Raw genomic sequence first — 19,403 nt, 5'->3', positions numbered from 1 at the left:
GGAGAAGGTTCAGGGTGCGGGGGCGAGCGTCGGGGCGGGCTCGTCGGCGCTCGACGACGGCCCGGGCACCGCCACCGACGGCCGGTCGGTGGAGGGCGTCGGCGCGGGCTCGGCCGGGGGCGTCGGGCCAGGTCCGGTGGGGTCCTCGACGTCGGGCGGCGCGGCGCGCAGGGCCTCGGCGGTCGCCGCGGTGACGGTGCCGTCGGGTGTGAGGCCGTGCGCCTTCTGGAACGACCGCAGCGCGGTGCGCGTGGCGTCGTCCATCGTCCCCGTGACGGCGACGTCGGCACCGTGCACCCGGAGCCGCTCCTGGACCCACGAGACGGACCCGGTGCCGGGGTCGGTCGTCGGGGAGGACGTCGGGGCGGGCTCGGTCGGTGCCGGGGTCGGCTCGGACGCGGTGGGAGCGGGCGCGGGCTCGGTGGTGGGCGAGGGCGCGCCGGGCGCGGCCTGCTCTCCCTGGCCGCTCGCGGACGGGCGCGGGGACGGGGCCGGGCGCGCGTCGTCGGACGTGCCGTCCGCCGCGTCGGGCGGAGGGATGCGGGTCACCTCGGGGCGGGGGGTGTCGGGGCGCGGCGTGACCGCGGGGACCGTGTCCTCGCCGTTCGCGCCGCCCTCGGCAGAGACCCCGCCGACGACGACCGCCTCGCCACCGCCCGTCGCGGCACCGACCATGCCCGCGACGGCGACGACGAGCGTCACCGCCCCGGCACCGGCGGCGACCGTGACCCACGGCGTGGCGGTGCGGCGCGCGGGCCGCTGGAGGGGGGCGGTGCGGTCCCGCTCGGCGGGTCCGGACCGGTCGTGGCGTCGGCGCACGTCGCCTCCTTCCGGGGCTGTCGAGGGGGCGGACGGCGCGACACGCTGCCCGCCGGGGCGGTCGGGTGGACGTCCACCCTGCCCCATCCCGGCTCGTGTGTCACGCCCGACGCCCTCACCTGCGGCGATACCCGCCACGGCTCCCCCGGTCCAGCGGGGCGGCGCCGCGCCTCCCACGGAGGTCGCAACGCAGGTTCCGCCCTGCGCCGCAAGACCCGGTGGGGGCCCGCGCGACAGCCTGGTAGGGCACCGCACGGGAGGCCCGTGCGGGACGCACGAGGGAGGGACCGGCATGACCACCATCCACGTCTCCGGGCTGCGCAAGGCGTACGGGGCGTTCGACGCCGTGCACGACGTGACGTTCACCGCCGCGCCGGGCCGCGTCGTCGGGCTGCTCGGCCCGAACGGCGCCGGAAAGACGACCACGCTCCACGTCCTGCTCGGGCTCGCGGCCCCGACCGCGGGCACCGCGACGTTCGACGGCCGCGCGTTCGCGGACCTGGCGCACCCGGCCCGCACCGTCGGCGCGCTGCTCGACGCGGGCGGCCTGCACCCGGGACGCACGGGGCGCGACCACCTGCGCGTGCTCGCCTCCGCCGGGCGGATCCCGGCGCGGCGCGTCGACGAGGTGCTCGCGCTCGTCGGCATGACGCCCGCCGCGGACCGCCGCGTGCGCACCTACTCGCTGGGGATGCGGCAGCGCGTCGGGATCGCGGCCGCGCTGCTCGGCGACCCGGAGGTCCTCGTCCTCGACGAGCCCGCCAACGGTCTCGACCCCGCCGGGATGCGCTGGCTGCGCGACCTCGTCCGCGCGTTCGCCGACGACGGCGGCACCGTGCTCCTCGCGAGCCACGTGCTGTCCGAGGTGCGGCAGGTCGCGGACGACCTCGTCGTCGTCGGGCAGGGGCGCGTCGTCGCGGAGGGGCCGCTCGACGAGCTGCTGCACGGGGAGTCCCTCGAGGACTTCTACCTCGACCTGACCGCCACGACCGAAGGGGTGCGCTGATGTACCGCGCCGAGATGCTCAAGCTCCGCACGACCCGCGCGACGTGGGTCGTCGCGGCCGTCGCCGTCGCCGGGATGCTCGTCGTCCAGGCCTTCACCCTGCTGCTCCCCACGATCCTGCGCAGCGCCGACGCGGCCGGCAGCGGCACGACCGTCGGGCTCCAGGCCCCGCCTGAGATGGTGGCCGAGCTCGCGCCGGACCTCGGTGCGCTCGCCGACGTCTCGCAGCCCGCGTTCCAGCGCTCGATGCTCGACCTCCTCGGCACCGGCCTCGGCGGCTCCGGCTCCGTCGGCGTCGCGACCGTGTGCATGCTCCTGCTCGGCGTGCTCGCCGTGACGACCGACTTCCGCACGGGCGGCATCGTGCCCACGGCGCTCGTCCAGCCGTCACGGCTGCGCATCCTCGGCGCGAAGGCGGGCGCGACGGCGACCGTCGCGCTCGGCGTGGGCGTCGTCCTCGCCCTCCTGGGCGCCCTGGGCCTGCTCATCGCGATCGTCACGACGCCGGGCGCGGGCCTCGCGCTCGGCCCCGGCGACGTCCTCGGCGTCTGGGCCCGCGGGCTCGCGGTGCTCGTCCTGCTCGCGTGGCTCGGGCTCGGCATCGGCACCCTCGTGCGCGGCCAGGTCGCGGGCGTCGTCACGGTCGCCGCGCTCGCTCTCGCCGAGCCGATCGTCCGCGGCGCGGTGACGCTCCTGTCCGGCGGTGACTCGGCCGCGGCCGAGTGGCTCCCGCTCGGGCTGGGCGCGCTCGCGTCGACCGGCGGGTCGGCCGCGACGCTCCTCGGCGGTGCGGCCCCGCTCGGCGCGCTCGCCGCCCTCGCCGGGCTCGCGGCGTGGGCCGCGCTCCTGCTCGGCGGGGGCGCCGTGAGCCTGCGCCGGCGCGACCTCGTCTGACCACAGCCGGCTCGGCTCCCGACGCGACGACCCGGTCGTCCACAGGCCGGGAGCCGCACGGCGCCGTCGGCCCGCCCGCCCCGTAGGGTGGGCGGGCCCGACGGCGCACCCCGTCCCCGCACCCGTCGCCCGTTGGAGGAGGACCGTGACCGAGACCCTGCGCCGCGCGCTCGACCGGGTCGGCGTCCTCACCGACACCGGCCGCGACGCCGTGCTGGCCGGTGTCGTCGCCCTCGCGACCGTCGCGCTGTTCCTCGGCATCGAGCGCGTCCTCGCGACGGAGGTCGGCGCCACGTTCGGCGCGGGCCCGGGCGAGAGCGTGATCGGCCCGGGCGTGCGCGCGGCCGTGCTCGCGCTCGTCGTCGGCCAGGCGGCGGCGCTCGTGCTCCGCCGTCGGGCGCCGCTGCTCTGCCTCGCGCTGACGGTCGTCGCGCAGGTCGCGATCACCGCGCTCCTGCCCCCGTACGTCGGGTTCCAGGCCCCGGCGACGCTCGTCGCCGCCTACTCCGCCGGCGCGTACGCGCCCCGCCGCGCCCGCCTCGGGGCGCCGGCGCTCGCGGCGCTCGCGCAGGTCCTGCTCGTCTTCGCGCTCGGCGGTCTCGGCAACCCCGCCGGCGCCGGGCCCGCGCAGCACGCGCTCCAGGTGGGCGGCGCGCTGCTCTCGGCGGTCCTCACGTTCGTGGGCGCGGCCCTCGTCGGCTCGTACGTCGCGACGCGGCGCGAGCTCGTCGCCGAGCTGCGCGACCGCGTGGTGCGCGCCGAGCGTGAGCGCGAGGCGCTCGCCGCGCAGGCCGTGCTCGAGGAGCGTGCCCGCATGGCGCGCGAGCTGCACGACGTCGCGGCCCACCACCTCTCGGGCATCGTCGTGCAGGCGTCCGCGGCGGAACGGCTCGTCGACGCCGACCCGGAGCGCGCCAAGGAGTCGGTGCGCTGGATCCGGTCGCAGGGCCGGGAGACCCTCGACGACCTGCGCCTCGTGGTCGGCATCCTGCGCGGGCGCGACGACGAGGGCGACGAGCGCGAGGCCCCGCAGCCGACGCTCGCCGACCTCCCCGCGCTCCTCGAGACGGCGCGCGCGGCGGGCACCACGGTCACCGTCGAGACCGAGGGCGAGCCCTGGGAGCCCGCGCCCACCGCGCAGATCGCCGTCTACCGCGTGCTGCAGGAGGCGCTCGCCAACGCGCGGCGGCACGCACCCGGGCGACCGGTCGCGGTGCGGCTCGCGTGGAGCCCGGCGGACGTCGTCGTCACCGTGCGCAACCCCGCCGGTCGCGCCGCTCCCCCGCAGGACGCGCGACCGGGCCACGGCCTCGTCGGGATGCGCGAGCGCGCGGCCGTGCTCGGCGGCACGCTCGACGCGCGGCGCACGCCCGACGGCGCGTGGCTCGTCCGGCTGACCGTCCCCCGCGCGCCCGCGCGCGACCCCCGCACCCCCGCCCAGGAGGCCTCGTGACACGCGTCGTGCTGGTGGACGACCAGGCCGTCGTCCGCGCCGGTTTCACCGTCATCCTCGAGAGCGAGGGCCTGGAGGTCGTCGGCGAGGCGTCGAACGGCGCGGACGCCGTGCGGGTCGCGCGCCGCGAGCGCCCCGACGTCGTGTGCATGGACGTGCGCATGCCCGGCGGCGACGGCATCACGGCGACGCGCGCGCTCGCCGGGCCCGACGTCGCGGACCCGGTGCCCGTCCTCGTGGTGAGCACGTTCGACCTCGACGACTACGTGTTCGGGGCGCTGGAGGCCGGGGCGAGCGGGTTCCTGCTCAAGGACGCGGAGCCGGAGGTGCTCGTGGACGCCGTCCGCCGCGTCGCGTCGGGCGACGGCCTCGTGGACCAGTCGCTCACGCGCCGCGTGCTCGGCGAGTTCGCGCGGCGTCGTGCCCCGGTGGCGCGGGACGACGACGCGGCCGCGCTCCTCACGCCGCGCGAGCTCGACATCGTGACGCTGCTGTGCCGGGGGTCGTCGAACGCGGAGATCGCGACGGCGCTGTTCCTCGAACCGAGCACCGTGAAGTCGCACCTGAGCCGGGCCATGACGAAGACGGGCGCGCGCGACCGCGTGCAGCTCGTCGTGTGGGCGTTCCGGCACGGGATCGTCGACCCGGCCGCCTGACTCAGCGCACGGGCCGCGGGACCGCGAACCGGGCGTGCACCGGCGCGGCGACGTGCACGAGCGGCGGGTCGGCAGACGGCAGCCCGAGGCGGTCGAGCAGGTCGGTGTCGAGGACGTCGAGGGTGCCGCGCCGCAGGGACCACGGCTCGTGCACCACGGGGAACCGCCACAGCCGCCCGGCCCGCGCGCCGTACGCGGACCACCGTGCCGTGAGCCACCGCACGAGGCCCGACGACGCGTCCACCTCCTCGTGCGCGCGCACCTCGGCGTGCAGGGAAAGATCACGCAGCCCCGGGTGCTCGTGCGGCACGCGCAGGGGCCCGCGGCCGTCGGACCGGAACCGGTAGCGCACCGCGGACGGCGCCCCGTCCCGGTCGCCGCGCGCGTGCACCGCCGCGCGGGCCGGGTGGTACGGGACGCCGGCCGCGCGCGTCGCGGCGACGAACGCGCGCGACGTCGCCCACAGGCCGAGGAACCACACGCCCTCGGTGCCCGCACGGTCGCGCACGTACACGCGGACGTTGAGCTCGGGGAACGCCGACCACGCGCCCAGCGGCGGCAGCGGCGGGACCCGGACGCCCGCCATGGAGAACGGGACCACCCCGAGCCACGTCGTCCCGCCCGCCTGCTGCACGGTGAGGCCGGGCGGGAGCCAGCCCTGCACGACGGCCGGGTCGACGGGCCAGTGCAGGAACGTCAGGGCCTCCCAGCGCTGGGCGTTCACCACCACCCGCGGTGCCGGGTGCGGCGACGCACCGGGCGGCGGCGTGCCCGGCCCCGCACCGCGCGGGGCCGGGTGGGCGCTCACCGCGTTCCCGCCGCGTCGGCCGCGTCGGCCGCGAGGCGGAGGTCGTCGACGAGCGCGGCGAACGCCGCCTGGCGCTCGGCGCGGTCGCGCACGCGCAGCAGCGCGGACGGGTGGGTGGTGAGGACGACGCGCGGCGCGTCCGTCGGCCGAGGCGGGCGGGCGCCGTCGGACGGCTCGGGGCGCCCACCGCCGCCGGGCCCGCCCGGCGAGAACGGCGACGCCGGCTCCGCGTCGCCGAGGTCGAGGACCCGTCCCCGCTCGGCGGTCACGCGCACGGGCCGCCCCAGGACGGCGCGCCCCGCGGTCGCGCCCATCGCGACGACGACGCGCGGCCCCACGGCGGCGACCTCGGCGGTGAGCCACCGCAGGCACGCGCGGACGTGGGCGACGTCCGGGCTCTTGTGCAGGCGTCGCCCGCCGCGCTGCTCGAACCGGAAGTGCTTGACGGCGTTCGTCAGGTACACGTCGTCGGCCGCGAGCCCGGCCGCGTCGAGGGCGTCGTCGAGGAGGCGCCCGGCCGGGCCCACGAACGGCTCGCCCTCGCGGTCCTCGTGGTCGCCGGGCTGCTCGCCGACGAGGGCGAGCCGCGCGTCGTGCGGCCCGCGCGAGAACACGACCTGCGTCGCGTCCGCCCAGAGCTCGCACCCGTGGCAGTCGCGCGCCGCCCGGTCGAGCGCCTCGACGTCGTGCACGGCGCGGCCGCGGGGCAGCCACTCCTGCGCGCCGGGGCGCTCGGGCGGTCGTGGGCTCATGGCCCTACGGTGCTCCCCCGCGCTCGTCCTCGCACGAGGTCGGCGCGCCGGTCAGAACAGGCTCAGCGGTTGCCGGGAGCGCCGCGCGTGAGGTCCTCGGACTCCTCGGGGTGGTAGACGCACACGTGCAGGGCGTCCGGCCGCACGCTGACGTCGAGGCGCTCGTCCGGATCGATGACGTCGCCGTCGAGCTGGCGGGGCTGCGGCCGGTCGGACACGACGGACACCTCACGCCCCCGCACGACCTCGCGGCTCGGCACCCGGCTCTTGCCGCGCACCACGCCCCACAGGAGCTGGACCCAGTGCTGGAGGTTCCGGGGCGCGATGATCGCGACCTCGAGCTGGCCGTTGTCGGGTTCCGCGTCCGGGAGGAGGTTCGTCCCGGCCTGGAGCCGTCCGACGTTCCCGATGACCACGGTGCGCGCCCGGCGCCGGCGCGTCCGCCCGTCGACGGTGACCTCGACGTGCATCTCGTCGTCGGCCAGGTGCTTGAGCGCGGAGAGGACGTACGCGATCGAGCCCGCGCGGGCCTTGAGCGCCGTCGGCGCGTCCTGCATCATCGCGGCGTCGAGGCCCATGCCGGCCATGATCGCGAACGTCTGGCCGTCGGCCACCCCGACGTCGATCGTGCGCCGGCCGCCCCGCAGCACGAGCCGGATCCCCTCCTCGGCGTCCGACGGGACCCCGAGGTTGGCGGCGAGCAGGTTCCCCGTGCCGCCCGGCAGGATCGCGAGCGCGGCGTCGGTGCCCGCGAGCCCCTCGACGACGGCGCGGACCGTGCCGTCCCCGCCGCTCACGAAGACCACCTCGGCGCCGTCCTCGACGGCCTGGCGCGCCTGGCCCGTCCCCGGGTCCTCGGCCGTCGTCTCGAGCCACGCGGGCTCGGGCCACCCGGCGTCCGTGAGGCGCGCGACGATGAGCTCGCGCAGCGCGTCGAGCCCCTCGACGCGGTTCGGGTTGACGATGACCGCGGAGCGGCGCGGGACGTCGTCGGGCCGCCGCTGCGCGGAGGTGGTCGCGGAAGAGGTCGTCTCGTCGGTCGGCACGGACCGAGTATGTCCCGGTCGCCGCGAGGACGCGCGGCCGAGGACCGCCGAGGCGCGAGGACGACACGGCCCGTGCCGCGCCCCGCCCGCGGGGGCAGGGCGCGGCACGGGCCGGCGGTCGGGTCAGGCCGTGAGGATCTCCGTGCCGAGGGCGAGGCCGTCGCCCTCGGGGTCGCGGTCGACCCGCACGACGTCGCCGTCGGCGACGTCGCCCGAGAGCAGCATCCGCGCGAGGCGGTCGCCGATCTCGCGCTGCACGAGGCGGCGCAGCGGGCGCGCCCCGTACGCCGGGTCGAAGCCCTCGAGCGCGAGCCACTCGCGGGCGGCCGTCGTCACGTCGAGCGTGATGCGCCGGTCCGCGAGGCGCCGGCCGAGCGCGGCGACCTGGATGTCGACGATCCGGCCGAGCTCCTCGATCGTCAGCGGCTCGAACACGATGACGTCGTCGAGCCGGTTGAGGAACTCGGGCTTGAAGGACGCCCGCACCGTGCTCATGACGGCCTCGCGCTTCTCCGCGTCGTCGAGCATCGGGTCCACGAGGAACTGCGAGCCGAGGTTCGACGTCAGCACGAGGATGACGTTGCGGAAGTCGACCGTGCGGCCCTGGCCGTCGGTGAGACGACCGTCGTCGAGCACCTGCAGCAGGATGTCGAAGACCTCGGGGTGCGCCTTCTCGACCTCGTCGAGCAGCACGACCGAGTACGGCCGACGCCGGACGGCCTCGGTGAGCTGGCCGCCCTCCTCGTAGCCGACGTACCCCGGGGGCGCGCCGACGAGCCGGGCGACCGAGTGCTTCTCGGAGTACTCGGACATGTCGATGCGCACCATGGCGCGCTCGTCGTCGAAGAGGAAGTCGGCGAGCGACTTCGCGAGCTCCGTCTTGCCGACGCCCGTGGGGCCGAGGAAGAGGAACGAGCCCGTGGGGCGGTCCGGGTCGGCGACGCCCGCGCGCGAGCGGCGGACGGCGTCGGACACCGAGCGGACGGCGGCCTGCTGGCCGATGAGGCGCTCGCCGATGACCTCCTCCATGTGCAGGAGCTTCTCGCTCTCGCCCTGGAGCATGCGGCCGGCGGGGATGCCCGTCCACGCGGACACGACCTCCGCGATCTCGTCGGCGCCGACCTTGTCCGCGATCATCGGGGCGGCCTCGGGGCCGGACGCGGCGAACGCGTCGTCGGCCTGCTCGGCCGCCTCGGCCTCGTCGAGCTCGCGCTGCACGTGCGGGATCTCGCCGTACTGCAGGCGGCCCGCGGTCTCGAGGTCACCCTCGCGGATCGCGCGCTCGACCTGGACGCGCAGCTCGTCGAGCTTCGCGCGCAGGTCGCCGACGCGGTTGTGGCCCGCCTTCTCGGCCTCCCACCGCGCGGTGAGGGCTGCGAGCTCCTCACGACGGTCCGCGAGGTCGGCGCGCAGCTTCTCGAGCCGTTCGAGCGACGCGGGGTCGGTCGACTCGGACAGCACGACCTCCTCCATCTCGAGGCGCGTGACGGCGCGCTGCAGCTCGTCGATCTCGATCGGCGAGGAGTCGAGCTCCATGCGCAGGCGCGACGCCGCCTCGTCGACGAGGTCGATCGCCTTGTCCGGGAGCTGGCGCCCGGTGATGTACCGGTCGGAGAGCGACGCCGCCGCGACGAGCGCGGAGTCGGCGATCGTCACCTTGTGGTGCGCCTCGTACCGCTCCTTGAGCCCGCGCAGGATCGCGACCGTGTCCTCCACCGAGGGCTCGCCGACGAACACCTGCTGGAACCGGCGCTCGAGCGCCGGGTCCTTCTCGATGTACTCGCGGTACTCGTCGAGCGTGGTCGCGCCGACGAGGCGCAGCTCGCCGCGCGCGAGCATGGGCTTGAGCATGTTGCCCGCGTCCATGGCGCCCTCGCCGCCCGCGCCCGCCCCGACGACCGTGTGCAGCTCGTCGATGAACGTGACGACCTCGCCGTCGGAGGACTTGATCTCCTCCAGGACGGCCTTGAGGCGCTCCTCGAACTCGCCGCGGTACTTCGCGCCCGCGACCATGCTCGCGAGGTCGAGCGACACGAGGCGCTTGCCCTGGAGCGAGGTCGGGACGTCGCCCGCGACGATGCGCTGCGCGAGGCCCTCGACGACGGCCGTCTTGCCGACGCCCGGCTCGCCGATGAGCACCGGGTTGTTCTTGGTGCGGCGGCTGAGCACCTGCACGACGCGCCGGATCTCGGAGTCGCGCCCGATGACGGGGTCGAGCTTGCCCTCGGCCGCGCGCGCCGTGAGGTCGGTCCCGTACTGCTCGAGCGCCTTGTAGGTGCCCTCGGGGTTGGGGCTCGTCACGCGCGCGCTGCCCCGGACGGCGGGCAGCGCGGAGCGCAGGGCCTCGGCCGTGGCACCGGCCTGCTGGAGGATCGTCGCGGCCTGCGACGACCCGGCCGCGATCCCGAGGAGCAGGTGCTCCGTCGAGACGTACTCGTCGCCGAGCGCCTGGGCCTCCTTCGCGGCGGCGTCGAGCGCCGCGGACGTGGCGCGCGACGGCGTCGGCTGCGCGACGGCCGAGCCGCTCGCGGTGGGCAGCGCGACGAGCGCCGCGCGCACCTTCTGCCCGACGGCCTGCTTGTCCGCGCCGACGGCGTCCAGGAGCCCGACGGCGACGCCGCCCTCCTGCGTGAGCAGCGCGGCCAGGAGGTGGGTCGGCTCGAGCTGGGGGTTGCCGGCGGCCGACGCGGTCTGGATCGCCTCGCCGATCGCCTGCTGCGACATCGTGGTGAACTTCGTTTCCATAGGTGCTCCGTGTGCTGCTCGAAAAGATGGTCTGACCAGTGGAACGACTCCTAAGTTGAGTGTATTCCGCTCAACTTCGATCGGCACCCCCGTGCGGCCTCTCCTCGCCCGCCCGCGCCCCCGGAGCGGATGAAGTCCGGCCGCATTCCGTCTCAAAACGGCATCGACCCTCGCCCCGGGCGACGATCCGCGACATGCTGGGCGGGTGAACTCCTCACCCTTGCGCAGACGACTCGGCCTCGGTGCCCTCCTCGCCACCCTCGCACTGTTCCTCACGGGGTGCATGAGGATGGACATGGCCATCACCCTCAACGAGGACGACACGTTCGACGGCAGCGTCGTCATGGCGTTCTCGGACGAGGTCGCCGAGTCCATGGGCTCGGACCCCCAGGAGCTCTGGGACCAGATGGGCTCCGAGATGGAGTCCGAGATGCCGGAGGGCGCGACGCAGGAGCCGTACGCGCAGGACGGCTACACCGGCACCAAGATCACCTACGCCGACCAGCCGATCGCGCAGCTCGACACCGGCGCCGCCGACTCGATCTCCGTCACCCGCGAGGGCGACGAGTACGTCGTGAGCGGCTCGATGGACATGACGGGTGAGGAGTTCAACCCGGACACGGGTGACGCGGCGACCGACGAGATGTCGCGGCAGATGATGGAGGGTCTCGACATCAAGATCGCCATCACGTTCCCCGGCGAGGTGGCCGAGTCCAACGGCGAGGTCGACGGCAACACCGTGACGTGGACCCCGGTGGTCGGCGAGGTCAACGAGATGACGGCGCGCGGCTCGGCCCTGCCCGGCGGCTCCGCGGGCTCCGGCTCCGGCTCCGACGAGGGGACCGACGACGGCGCGACCGCGCCCGACGCCGGGAGCTCCGACGAGTCCGGCTCGTCGGCGTGGATCTGGTTCCTGGTCGGCGGCCTCGTGCTGCTCGGCATCATCGGCCTCGTGCTGTGGCTCGTGCTCCGCTCCAAGCCCGGCACGCAGGACGGCCAGGGCACCGGCTTCCCGCAGGGCAGGTACCCCGGCCAGCCCGGCCAGCAGGGCGTCTACGGCGCCCCGGGGCAGTACCCGGGCCAGCCCGGCCAGCAGGGCCAGTACCCCGGCCAGCAGCCCTACCCCGGCCAGCCCGGCCAGTACCCCGGTCAGGGCCAGCAGGGCCAGTACCCGGGTCAGTACGGCCAGCCCGGCGCGCACCCCGGCCAGCAGGGCCAGTACCCCGGAGCCCCGGGCCAGCCGGGTCAGTACCCGGGTCAGCCCGGCCAGTACCCCGGCCAGCAGGGCCAGTACCCGGGTCAGCCCGGCCAGCCGCAGGGCTACGGGACGCCGTCCGGCCCGGGCCAGCAGGGTGGCCCGTACGGCGGCCAGCCGCCGGCGCCGCCGCAGCAGGGCGGCTACCCGGGCGCCGCGCCGTTCGCGCCCCCCGGCGCGCCGCACCCGCAGTCGTCCCCGACGACGCCGCTGCCCGCCCAGCCGCCCGTCCCCCCGGGCGCGACCCAGCCGCTGCCGCCGCACCAGCCGCCGGCACCGACCCAGCCGCTCCCGCCGCAGCCGGGCCCCGCGGGCCAGGACGGCCCGGGCGCGCAGGCCGGTCCTGACGACGAGATCGACGACGCGACGCGCCTGCGCCCGCCGACCGACTGAGCGGTCCGCACCCCGCACGACACGACGGCCCGCCCCGGGAGACCGGGGCGGGCCGTCGCGCGTCCGGGGGCCGCTCAGGACTCGACGGTGACCTCGACGACGTCACCGACGGCGTCGAGCCGCACCGCGGGCCAGGAGCCGTCGAGGAAGTGCTCGCCGCACGTGTCGGCGAGGTGCACGACGACGCTCCCGTCCTCGTGCCGCTCCACGAGCTCGACGACGAGGTCGTCGTGCGCCGCGGCGAGCTCGTCGGGCGTCGGCTCCCCCTCGCTGAAGCGGCGCACGACGGCCTCGACCGCGCGGCGCGCGAGCCGCGGGCCGAGGGCGTCGTCCCACAGCGCCTCCGCGGGCACGTAGGCGAGGGCCTCGGCACCCAGCGCGGGGTCGACCTCCGCAAGCGTCGCGGGGCGCCACGACGGGTCGCGGTCCTTGTCGACCACCTGCGCGCGGATCCCCTCGACGAGGTCGGGCTGCGTGTCGACGAACCAGCAGACGAGCCCGTACTCCTGGGCGAGCGCCGCGCGGAGGTCGGGCAGGCCGCGCGCGCTGCGGACGGCCGCGAGCGCGACGGTGACCGCCGTGGGCGAGAGCCGTTCGAGCTCGTCCGCCTCGGCGCCCGCACGCTCGTCGCCGTCCACGGCGGCCGCGCGCAGGCGGGCCACGATCTCCGGCACCGTGCCCGCCGCGTACGCGGCGTCGATCGCGGCGCGGCGCGCGACGAGCCCGGACACCGGCGCCGGGAGGGCGTGCCGCCGCACGACGTCGCGCACGGCCTCGACGTCGAGCGGGTCGACGCCCGCGCTCGCGAGCGCGGCGAGGTCCGCGCCGAGCACGGGCAGCCGCTCGCTCGGCACGTAGTGGTCGGCGAACCCGGCGTGGACCGCGTCGGCGGCGTCCATCGTCACCGCGCCGAGCGCGAGCATCTCCCCCAGCCGCCCGGGCGCGCGGGCGAGGAGCCACGACCCGCCGACGTCGGGCGTGAAGCCGATCCGCGTCTCGGGCATCGCGACGCGCGAGCGCTCGGTGACGACGCGGACCGGCGCGTGGGCCGCGAGGCCGACGCCGCCGCCCATCGTGATGCCGTCCATGATCGTCACGACGGGCACGGGCAGCTCCGCGAGCGCCGCGTCGACCGCGTACTCGCGCCGGAAGTACCGGCGCGCGTCGGCCTGCTGCCCGGCGACGACCGACGCGTGCAGCTCGCGGATGTCGCCGCCCGCGCACAGGCCGCGGTCGCCCGCGCCGTCGAGCAGCACGAGCCGCACGGTCGGGTCGACGCGCCACTCGTCCAGCACGTCAGCGATCTCGCCGAGCATCGAGTACCCGAGCGCGTTGAGCGCGCGGGGCCGGTCCAGGGTGAGGTGCCCGACGCCGTCGTCGACGCGGGCGAGGATCTCGCTCGTCATCCGCGTCACGCTACCGCCCGTCGACGGCCGCGGGTGCGCACGACGTGGGACCCTGGCACGGCAGAGGGGTCGGGCCGGCGGTGCCGGGAGCAGCGAGGAGGCGGCGGTGGACGAGGCGACGCGGACGGACGGGACCTGGCGGCCCGACGTGCTGGGCGGGGACTGGGTCGCGCGGGACCTCGACCTCCCGGACGGTGCGGTGGCGACCCTGGTGCGGCGCGACGCCGCGGCGCCCGCGGGCGACCGGCCCGCGGTGCTGTACGTGCACGGGTTCATCGACTACTTCTTCCAGACGCACGTCGCGGAGGCCGTCGAGGCGCGCGGGTACCGGTTCTACGCCGTCGACCTGCGCGGCTACGGGCGCTCGATCGGCCGCGGCACGGGCGCGCCGTCGCGGCCCGACGACGACCCGAACTTCGTCACCGACCTCGCCGTCTACGCGCAGGACCTCGACGCGGCGGCGCGCGCGGTGCGCGCCGAGGGGCACGACCGGCTCGTGGTGCTCGGCCACTCGACCGGCGGTCTCCTCGCGAGCCTGTGGGCCGACGCGCGGCCCGGCCGGCTCGCGGCGCTCGTGCTCAACAGCCCGTGGTTCGACCTCAACAAGCCGTGGGTGTTCCGCGGCCCGGTGACGTGGGTGGTCGACGTCGTCGGGCGGGTCGCGCCGCGGCTCGTCGTGGGCGCGCTCGACCCGCACTGGGCGAAGGCGTTGCACGCGAGCACCGGCGGCGAGTGGGACTTCGACCTCGCGTGGAAGCCGATCGAGGGGTTCCCGGTGCGCGCCGGGTTCCTGCGAGCGGTGCGCCGGGGCCACGCCCGCGTCGCGCGCGGGCTGCACGTCGACTGCCCGGTGCTCGTGCTCGCGTCCGCGCGCAGCGGCCCGGCGTCGGGCTGGCACGACGCCCTGCTCACGACCGACAGCGTGCTCGACGTCGGGCACATCACGTCGCGCGCCGAGCGGCTGGGCGACGACGTCACGGTCGTCACGGTCGAGGGCGGCGCGCACGACCTGGCGCTCTCCCCCGAGCCCGCCCGGTCCACGTACCTGCGCGAGGTCCTCGACTGGCTCGACGCGCGGGTCTGACGCCGCCCACCGCCGTGTCCGAATCCCGCTAGCCAGGGCGTGGTCCGTCGGGTGAGGATCGAGTCATGACGACGACCCTCGCGACGCCCCCGGCGACCACGGACCCCGTGTTCGCCGAGCGCTACCGCGCCATCGCGTCGCGCGACCGCCGCTTCGACGGGCAGTTCATCACCGCCGTGAGCAGCACCGGCATCTACTGCCGGCCGTCGTGCCCGGCGCGGACCCCGAAGCCCGAGAACGTCACCTTCTACCTCACCTCGGCCGCCGCCCACGAGGCCGGCTACCGCGCGTGCAAGCGCTGCCTCCCGGAGGCGGTGCCGGGCACGCCGAGCTGGGACCTCGGGCACGACCTCTCGGCCCGGGCCATGCGGCTCGTCGCGGACGGCGTCGTGGACCGCGAGGGCGTCGACGGCCTCGCCGCCCGCCTCGGGTACTCGGCCCGGCACGTGCACCGCGTGCTCGTCGCGGAGCTCGGCGCCGGCCCGGTCGCGCTCGCCCGCGCGCTGCGCGCCCAGACGGCGCGCGCCCTGCTCACGGGGACGGACCTGCGGCTCGCCGACGTCGCGTTCGCCGCCGGCTTCGGGAGCGTGCGGCAGTTCAACGACACGATCACCGAGGTCTTCGACACGACGCCGGGAGAGCTGCGGCGTCGTGCCCGGCCCGACCGGGCGCCGTCGACCGGCGACCCGCGCCGCCCGCCCGCCGCAGCTCCCGCCGGGTCCACCGCGGACGACGGCGGCGCCACCGCCGCGCTCGACCTCACCCTTCCCCTGCGCGAGCCGTTCGACGCGCGCGGCGTGTTCGCGTTCCTCGCGGCGCGCGCCGTCGACGGCGTCGAGGTCGTCGACCTCGACGGCCCGCTGCTCTCCTACGCGCGGACGCTCGCGCTGCCGCACGGGCCGGGCGCGTTCCGGGCCACCTACGGGCCGCCGCCTGGGAGCCGACGGCGCGCACCGCGCTTCCACGTGGAGCTCGAGCTGACGTCCGTGGCCGACCTCCCGGCCGCGATCGCGCGAGTCCGGCGGCTGTTCGACCTCGACGCCGACCCGGCCGCCGTGGACGCGGCCCTCGCGGCGGACCCCGCGCTCGCCGCCTCGGTGCGCGCGGTGCCGGGTATCCGCGTCCCGGGGGCGGTGGACCCCGCCGAGATCCTCGTGCGCGCGCTCGTCGGGCAGCAGATCTCGGTCGCGGCCGCGCGGACGCACCTGTCGCGGCTCGCCGTCGCGCTCGGGACGGCCTTCGCGTCGCGGTTCGGCCCGACGCGCCTGTTCCCGACCCCCGCGCAGCTCGCCGCCGAGGGCGCGGACCACCTGCGCGGCCCCGCCCGGCGCACGGCGGCGGTGCTCGGCGTCGCGCACGCCCTCGCCGACGGGTCGCTCGCCCTCTCCCCGGCCGACGACCCCGCGGCCCAGTGCGCGGCGCTCGAGGCGATGCCCGGCGTCGGGCCGTGGACGTCCGGGTACGTGGCGACGCGCGTGCTGCACGACCCCGACGTCCTGCTCGACGGCGACCTCGCGCTCCGCGCCGGTGCCGCCGCGCTCGGCCTGCCCGACGACCGCCGCGCGCTCGCCGCCCGCGCCGAGCGCTGGGCGCCGTGGCGCTCGTACGCCGCGATGCACCTCTGGCGCGCCGCCGCGCCCACCCCGACCCCTGCGAAGGAGACCCCGTGACCACCGCACCCGCCCCCACCACCACTACGACGGCAGGCACGAGCCCGGCCGTCACCACGACGCTCACCACGCCCGACGGCCCGTTCACGGTCGTCGTCGACGCCGGCGGCGCGGTCCTCGCGTCCGGCTGGACGGACGAGCCCGCGGACCTCGTCGCGCTCGTGCACCCCGGCCTGCGCCCCGCGACGGTCTCCTCCGTGCCCGACGACGACCCCGCCGTCGCGACCGCCGTCGCCGCCGTCCGGGCCTACTACGCGGGCGACGTGCGCGCGATCGACGCCGTGCCGGTGCGGCAGGCCTCGGGCCCCTACCGCGCGCACGCGTGGGACGTGCTGCGCACGGTCGAGCCCGGCGACCCGGTGACCTACACCCGGTACGCCGAGCTGTCGGGGCGGCCCGCCGCCGTGCGCGCCGCCGCGGGCGCCTGCGCGATGAACGCGGCGGCCCTGTTCGTGCCCTGCCACCGCGTGCTGCGCACGGACGGCAGCCTCGGCGGCTTCCGCTACGGACTGGACGTCAAGCGCAGCCTCCTCGACCGCGAGGCCCGGGCGACCGTCACGGCACCGGCGCGCTGAGCCCGCCGCGGACGGCCCGCCCCGGCATCACGCCGCCGGAGCGCGCGCCGGCTCCGCGGCCGCGAGCGTGAACCGGGCCCCGAGCGTCGCCGCCGCGACCACCCCGGCGGCGGCGACGAGCACGACGTCCTTGAGCACGTACTGACCCATGAGGGTCATGCCGTCGCCGAACAGGTCGCCCGGGAAGAGCGCGACCGGGGAGAGGACGCCGGCCAGCGTGACGGCGAGCACGACGAGCCCGGCCCGCAGCGCGCGACCGGTGAGGAGCGCGAGCCCGACCGCCGTCTCGACGACCGCCGTGAGGACGACGGCGGCGGTGCCGTCGACGAGGCCGAAGGTCAGCGCATCGACCGTGCGGCGCACGATCTGCTCCGCCGGGCTCGCGCCCGGGAAGAACTTGAGCACCCCGAAGACGAGGAAGACGAGGCCGAGGGCGACCCGCAGGGCCGGCACGGACCAGGCGGCGAGGCGCTCGCAGAGCCCCTCGCGGAGCCGCCGGGCCGCGGCGCGCCGCGGCCCCTCCGCAGCGGGGACGGGGGTGGACGGGGTCGGTGCGGCGGGTCCGGTGGGGGCCATTCTGAACTCCTCGTCGAGCAGTAGCGTTCCACTTTCCGGCGATAAGATAGCGGACCTGCGATATTCAGCGCGCGTGGCCCCGCGCCCGCGAGACGCGGGACGGGCGGTGCGCCCGCCGACGGGAGGGGCCGGGGATCAGCCCCAGCCGAAGACCTGCGTCCAGGCCCCGTTCGCGTGCCCGACGCCGATCTCCCGCAGGCCGCAGTCGAGGATGTTCGCGCGGTGGCCCGGCGAGTCCATCCACCCGCGCACCACGTCCTGGGCGGTCCGGTAGCCCTTCGCCACGTTCTCGGCGCCCGGGTTCGGGTAGCCCTGCGCGTGCGCCCGGTCCCACGGCGAGCGGCCGTCGAGGCTCGTGTGGTCCATGTACCCCTGCGCGTCCATGTCCTCGCTGTGGAGCTGCGCCGCGGCGGTGAGCCGGTCGTCGACGGCGAGCGGCTCGCACCCGGCGGCGGCCCGCTCCGCGTTCGTCAGCTCGACGACCGCCGCGCCCTCCGCCGTGATCTTCCCGGGACCGGCTCCGCCGGGCGCCGCCGCCCCGGCGGCCGAGGCGGTCCCGGCAGCCGGCGCGGCACCGTCGGCCGTTCCGGTGCCGGGCGTCGGGCCCGTCGCGGTCGCGCCGTCCGGGCCGGCCGGGTCCGCCGCGCCCTCGGCGGGCGGCACGTCCTCCGGCGCGGGCGTCGGCACCGGGTCGGCGGGAGGCTCCTCGGTCGCCGCGGGCGCGGGCGCGGTCGCCGCGGGCGGCCCGTCGTCGGCCCCGGGCGCACCGGGCGCCATCGGGCCGTCCGCGGGGAGGTCGTCCCGCGCGTCGGCCAGGGTGCGCGACGCGCGGTCATCGCGCGGGTCGCGCCCCGCGAGCCACTCCTGCGGCGCGCTCCCCTGCCACGGGAGCGCCGCGACGACGGGGCCGAGCGGGCCCACGTGCTCCGGCCGGATCTCGCCCGTCACCGTCGCGGCCGTGAGGCCCAGCGGAGGGCCGAGCAGCAGGGCGGCGGCGACGCCCGTCGTCACCGCGACGCGCGGACCGGACCGCAGGTGCCGGGCGAACGGGCCGCCGCGCCGTCGTGCGGGCGCGGCGGACGACGCGGGCACAGGAGACGACTCGGAAGACGGCGCGGGCGCCGCCCCCGCCGAGCGGTGCCGGGGCGTGCGCTGCGAGACCATCGCTCGACCCTACCCATCAGGACCGCGGATGTGTACCGCTTCGTCCGTTCTGCGCCTCTTCTGCGCCCGCCAGGTCAGACGATCGACGGCTCCTCCGGGGCGGAGACCGTGAACACCGCGCCCGCGATGAGCGGCACGGACGTCACCCGGCGCTCGAGCTCGTCGAGCCGGCGGGCGACGGACGTCTCGGACTCGTCGCCGCGCAGGTCCACGCTCGCCACGAGGTACAGTGCGCGCGGCCCGACGTACTCGAGCCGCAGGTACGTGACGCGCTCGACCTCCGGCAGGTCGCGGATGCCCGCGAGCACCGCGGCGCGCGTCGCCGGCATCGCCGCCTCCCCCACGAGGAACCGCCGGTTGCGGTCGATGAGCACGACGGACACCACCGCGAGGACGAGGCCGACGACGATCGACCCGACGGCGTCGGGCACGGGCGACCCGGTGAGCTGATGGGCCAGGACGCCCCCGAACGCCACCACGAGGCCGATCAGCGCGGCGGCGTCCTCCGCGTATACCGCGCGCAGCGTCGGGTCCGACGTGACGAGCACGTGGTGCAGGGTGTCGCGGTCCGCCGCCCGCGCCTCGGCCCGCGCCTGCCGCCGGGCGCGCAGGAACGACACGCCCTCGAGCACGAACGCCAGGGCGAGGACCGCGTAGGCGACCACGAAGTCGTCCGCCGGCTGCGGGTGCACCAGCTCCTGGATGCCGTGCGTGATCGACACCCCCGCGCCGACCGCGAACAGCCCGATCGCCGCGAACATCGACCACACGTACGCCTCGCGGCCGAACCCGAGGGGGTGCTCGGTGTCCGCCGGGCGGCGCGAGCGCCGGTCGGCGACGAGGAGGAAGATCTCGTTGCCCGTGTCCGCCCACGAGTGGACGGCCTCCGCGAGCATCGACGCCGAGCCGGTCACCGTCGCGGCGACCGTCTTCGCGCCCGCGATGAGCGCGTTCGCGAGGAACGCGACGATCACCGTGACGGTGCTGTCGCCGCCACCCTCCGGTCGCGCGATGCGCGGGTTGCGCGACTCCGGCTGCGGCGGGGCGGGCGTGGGTGCGTCGGGCATGCTGCCGGTCTACCAGCCGCGTGCACGACCCGCGC

Annotated in this window: 17 protein-coding genes; 8 read left to right on the top strand and 9 right to left on the bottom strand. The window is 77.0% G+C overall.

The window, feature by feature from the left end:
- Nucleotides 1-9: 9 nt before the first annotated feature.
- A complete protein-coding gene (locus HKK73_RS02560; protein WP_085386648.1) occupies nucleotides 10-819 on the bottom strand; it encodes a peptidoglycan-binding protein in 810 nt (269 codons plus the stop codon).
- Nucleotides 820-1,111: 292 nt separating this feature from the next.
- Here HKK73_RS02560 and HKK73_RS02555 point away from each other — a divergent pair, with 292 nt between their 5' ends.
- The 4 genes from HKK73_RS02555 to HKK73_RS02540 all read left to right on the top strand — a co-directional run bounded on the left by HKK73_RS02555 (nucleotide 1,112) and on the right by HKK73_RS02540 (nucleotide 4,827).
- Nucleotides 1,112-1,825 (top strand): ABC transporter ATP-binding protein, encoded by a 714-nt coding sequence (locus HKK73_RS02555; protein WP_085386649.1) that lies wholly within the window; start codon nucleotides 1,112-1,114, stop codon nucleotides 1,823-1,825.
- Nucleotides 1,825-2,718, top strand: coding sequence for a hypothetical protein (locus HKK73_RS02550; RefSeq protein ID WP_171467382.1), 894 nt, complete (start codon nucleotides 1,825-1,827; stop codon nucleotides 2,716-2,718). The genes HKK73_RS02555 and HKK73_RS02550 overlap by 1 nt, the downstream gene beginning before the upstream one ends.
- A gap of 145 nt (nucleotides 2,719-2,863) precedes the next feature.
- The gene (locus HKK73_RS02545) at nucleotides 2,864-4,171 is read left to right on the top strand and encodes a sensor histidine kinase (protein WP_171467381.1); all 1,308 of its coding nucleotides are present in this window, start codon (nucleotides 2,864-2,866) and stop codon (nucleotides 4,169-4,171) included.
- On the top strand, nucleotides 4,168-4,827 hold the full coding sequence (locus HKK73_RS02540; RefSeq protein WP_171467380.1) for a response regulator transcription factor: 660 nt from the start codon (nucleotides 4,168-4,170) through the stop codon (nucleotides 4,825-4,827). The genes HKK73_RS02545 and HKK73_RS02540 overlap by 4 nt, the downstream gene beginning before the upstream one ends.
- Nucleotide 4,828: 1 nt before the next feature.
- On the opposite strand, the gene HKK73_RS02535 is transcribed toward HKK73_RS02540, so the two are convergent.
- The 4 genes from HKK73_RS02535 to clpB all read right to left on the bottom strand — a co-directional run bounded on the left by HKK73_RS02535 (nucleotide 4,829) and on the right by clpB (nucleotide 10,178).
- Complete coding sequence (locus HKK73_RS02535; protein WP_253705753.1) at nucleotides 4,829-5,635, bottom strand: YqjF family protein; 807 nt, start codon at nucleotides 5,633-5,635, stop codon at nucleotides 4,829-4,831.
- Complete coding sequence (locus tag HKK73_RS02530) at nucleotides 5,632-6,387, bottom strand: UdgX family uracil-DNA binding protein (RefSeq protein WP_171467379.1); 756 nt, start codon at nucleotides 6,385-6,387, stop codon at nucleotides 5,632-5,634. The genes HKK73_RS02535 and HKK73_RS02530 overlap by 4 nt, the downstream gene beginning before the upstream one ends.
- A gap of 62 nt (nucleotides 6,388-6,449) precedes the next feature.
- Complete coding sequence (locus HKK73_RS02525) at nucleotides 6,450-7,433, bottom strand: diacylglycerol kinase family protein (protein ID WP_171467378.1); 984 nt, start codon at nucleotides 7,431-7,433, stop codon at nucleotides 6,450-6,452.
- Between the two features lie 123 nt (nucleotides 7,434-7,556).
- A complete protein-coding gene (gene clpB / locus HKK73_RS02520) occupies nucleotides 7,557-10,178 on the bottom strand; it encodes an ATP-dependent chaperone ClpB (protein WP_171467377.1) in 2,622 nt (873 codons plus the stop codon).
- Between the two features lie 295 nt (nucleotides 10,179-10,473).
- Here clpB and HKK73_RS18870 point away from each other — a divergent pair, with 295 nt between their 5' ends.
- Entirely contained in the window at nucleotides 10,474-11,826 is a 1,353-nt protein-coding gene (locus HKK73_RS18870) for a hypothetical protein (RefSeq protein ID WP_216608040.1), read from the top strand.
- A gap of 74 nt (nucleotides 11,827-11,900) precedes the next feature.
- Here the strand turns inward: HKK73_RS18870 and HKK73_RS02510 are convergent, their stop codons facing one another.
- A complete protein-coding gene (locus HKK73_RS02510) occupies nucleotides 11,901-13,232 on the bottom strand; it encodes an enoyl-CoA hydratase/isomerase family protein (protein ID WP_216608039.1) in 1,332 nt (443 codons plus the stop codon).
- 106 nt (nucleotides 13,233-13,338) lie between these two features.
- Between HKK73_RS02510 and HKK73_RS02505 the strand changes: the two genes are divergently transcribed.
- The 3 genes from HKK73_RS02505 (at nucleotide 13,339) to HKK73_RS02495 (ending at nucleotide 16,561) form a co-directional block, all read left to right on the top strand.
- A complete protein-coding gene (locus tag HKK73_RS02505; protein ID WP_034652741.1) occupies nucleotides 13,339-14,316 on the top strand; it encodes an alpha/beta hydrolase in 978 nt (325 codons plus the stop codon).
- 65 nt (nucleotides 14,317-14,381) lie between these two features.
- Complete coding sequence (locus HKK73_RS02500) at nucleotides 14,382-15,986, top strand: AlkA N-terminal domain-containing protein (RefSeq protein WP_171467376.1); 1,605 nt, start codon at nucleotides 14,382-14,384, stop codon at nucleotides 15,984-15,986.
- Nucleotides 15,983-16,561 carry a methylated-DNA--[protein]-cysteine S-methyltransferase gene (locus tag HKK73_RS02495; RefSeq protein ID WP_171467375.1) on the top strand — a complete coding sequence of 193 codons (579 nt, stop codon included), beginning with the start codon at nucleotides 15,983-15,985 and terminating at the stop codon, nucleotides 16,559-16,561. The genes HKK73_RS02500 and HKK73_RS02495 overlap by 4 nt, the downstream gene beginning before the upstream one ends.
- Before the next feature lie 27 nt (nucleotides 16,562-16,588).
- On the opposite strand, the gene HKK73_RS02490 is transcribed toward HKK73_RS02495, so the two are convergent.
- The 3 genes from HKK73_RS02490 to HKK73_RS02480 all read right to left on the bottom strand — a co-directional run bounded on the left by HKK73_RS02490 (nucleotide 16,589) and on the right by HKK73_RS02480 (nucleotide 19,368).
- The gene (locus tag HKK73_RS02490; protein WP_171467374.1) at nucleotides 16,589-17,137 is read right to left on the bottom strand and encodes a DoxX family protein; all 549 of its coding nucleotides are present in this window, start codon (nucleotides 17,135-17,137) and stop codon (nucleotides 16,589-16,591) included.
- A 135-nt stretch (nucleotides 17,138-17,272) separates the two neighbouring features.
- Nucleotides 17,273-18,301 carry a CAP domain-containing protein gene (locus tag HKK73_RS18865; RefSeq protein ID WP_216608038.1) on the bottom strand — a complete coding sequence of 343 codons (1,029 nt, stop codon included), beginning with the start codon at nucleotides 18,299-18,301 and terminating at the stop codon, nucleotides 17,273-17,275.
- 74 nt (nucleotides 18,302-18,375) lie between these two features.
- On the bottom strand, nucleotides 18,376-19,368 hold the full coding sequence (locus HKK73_RS02480; protein WP_171467373.1) for a cation diffusion facilitator family transporter: 993 nt from the start codon (nucleotides 19,366-19,368) through the stop codon (nucleotides 18,376-18,378).
- Nucleotides 19,369-19,403: the final 35 nt, after the last annotated feature.

Source organism: Cellulosimicrobium sp. 72-3, assembly GCF_013127315.1.
GTDB lineage: Bacteria > Actinomycetota > Actinomycetes > Actinomycetales > Cellulomonadaceae > Cellulosimicrobium > Cellulosimicrobium funkei.
This window is presented reverse-complemented; position numbering and strand designations above follow the sequence as displayed.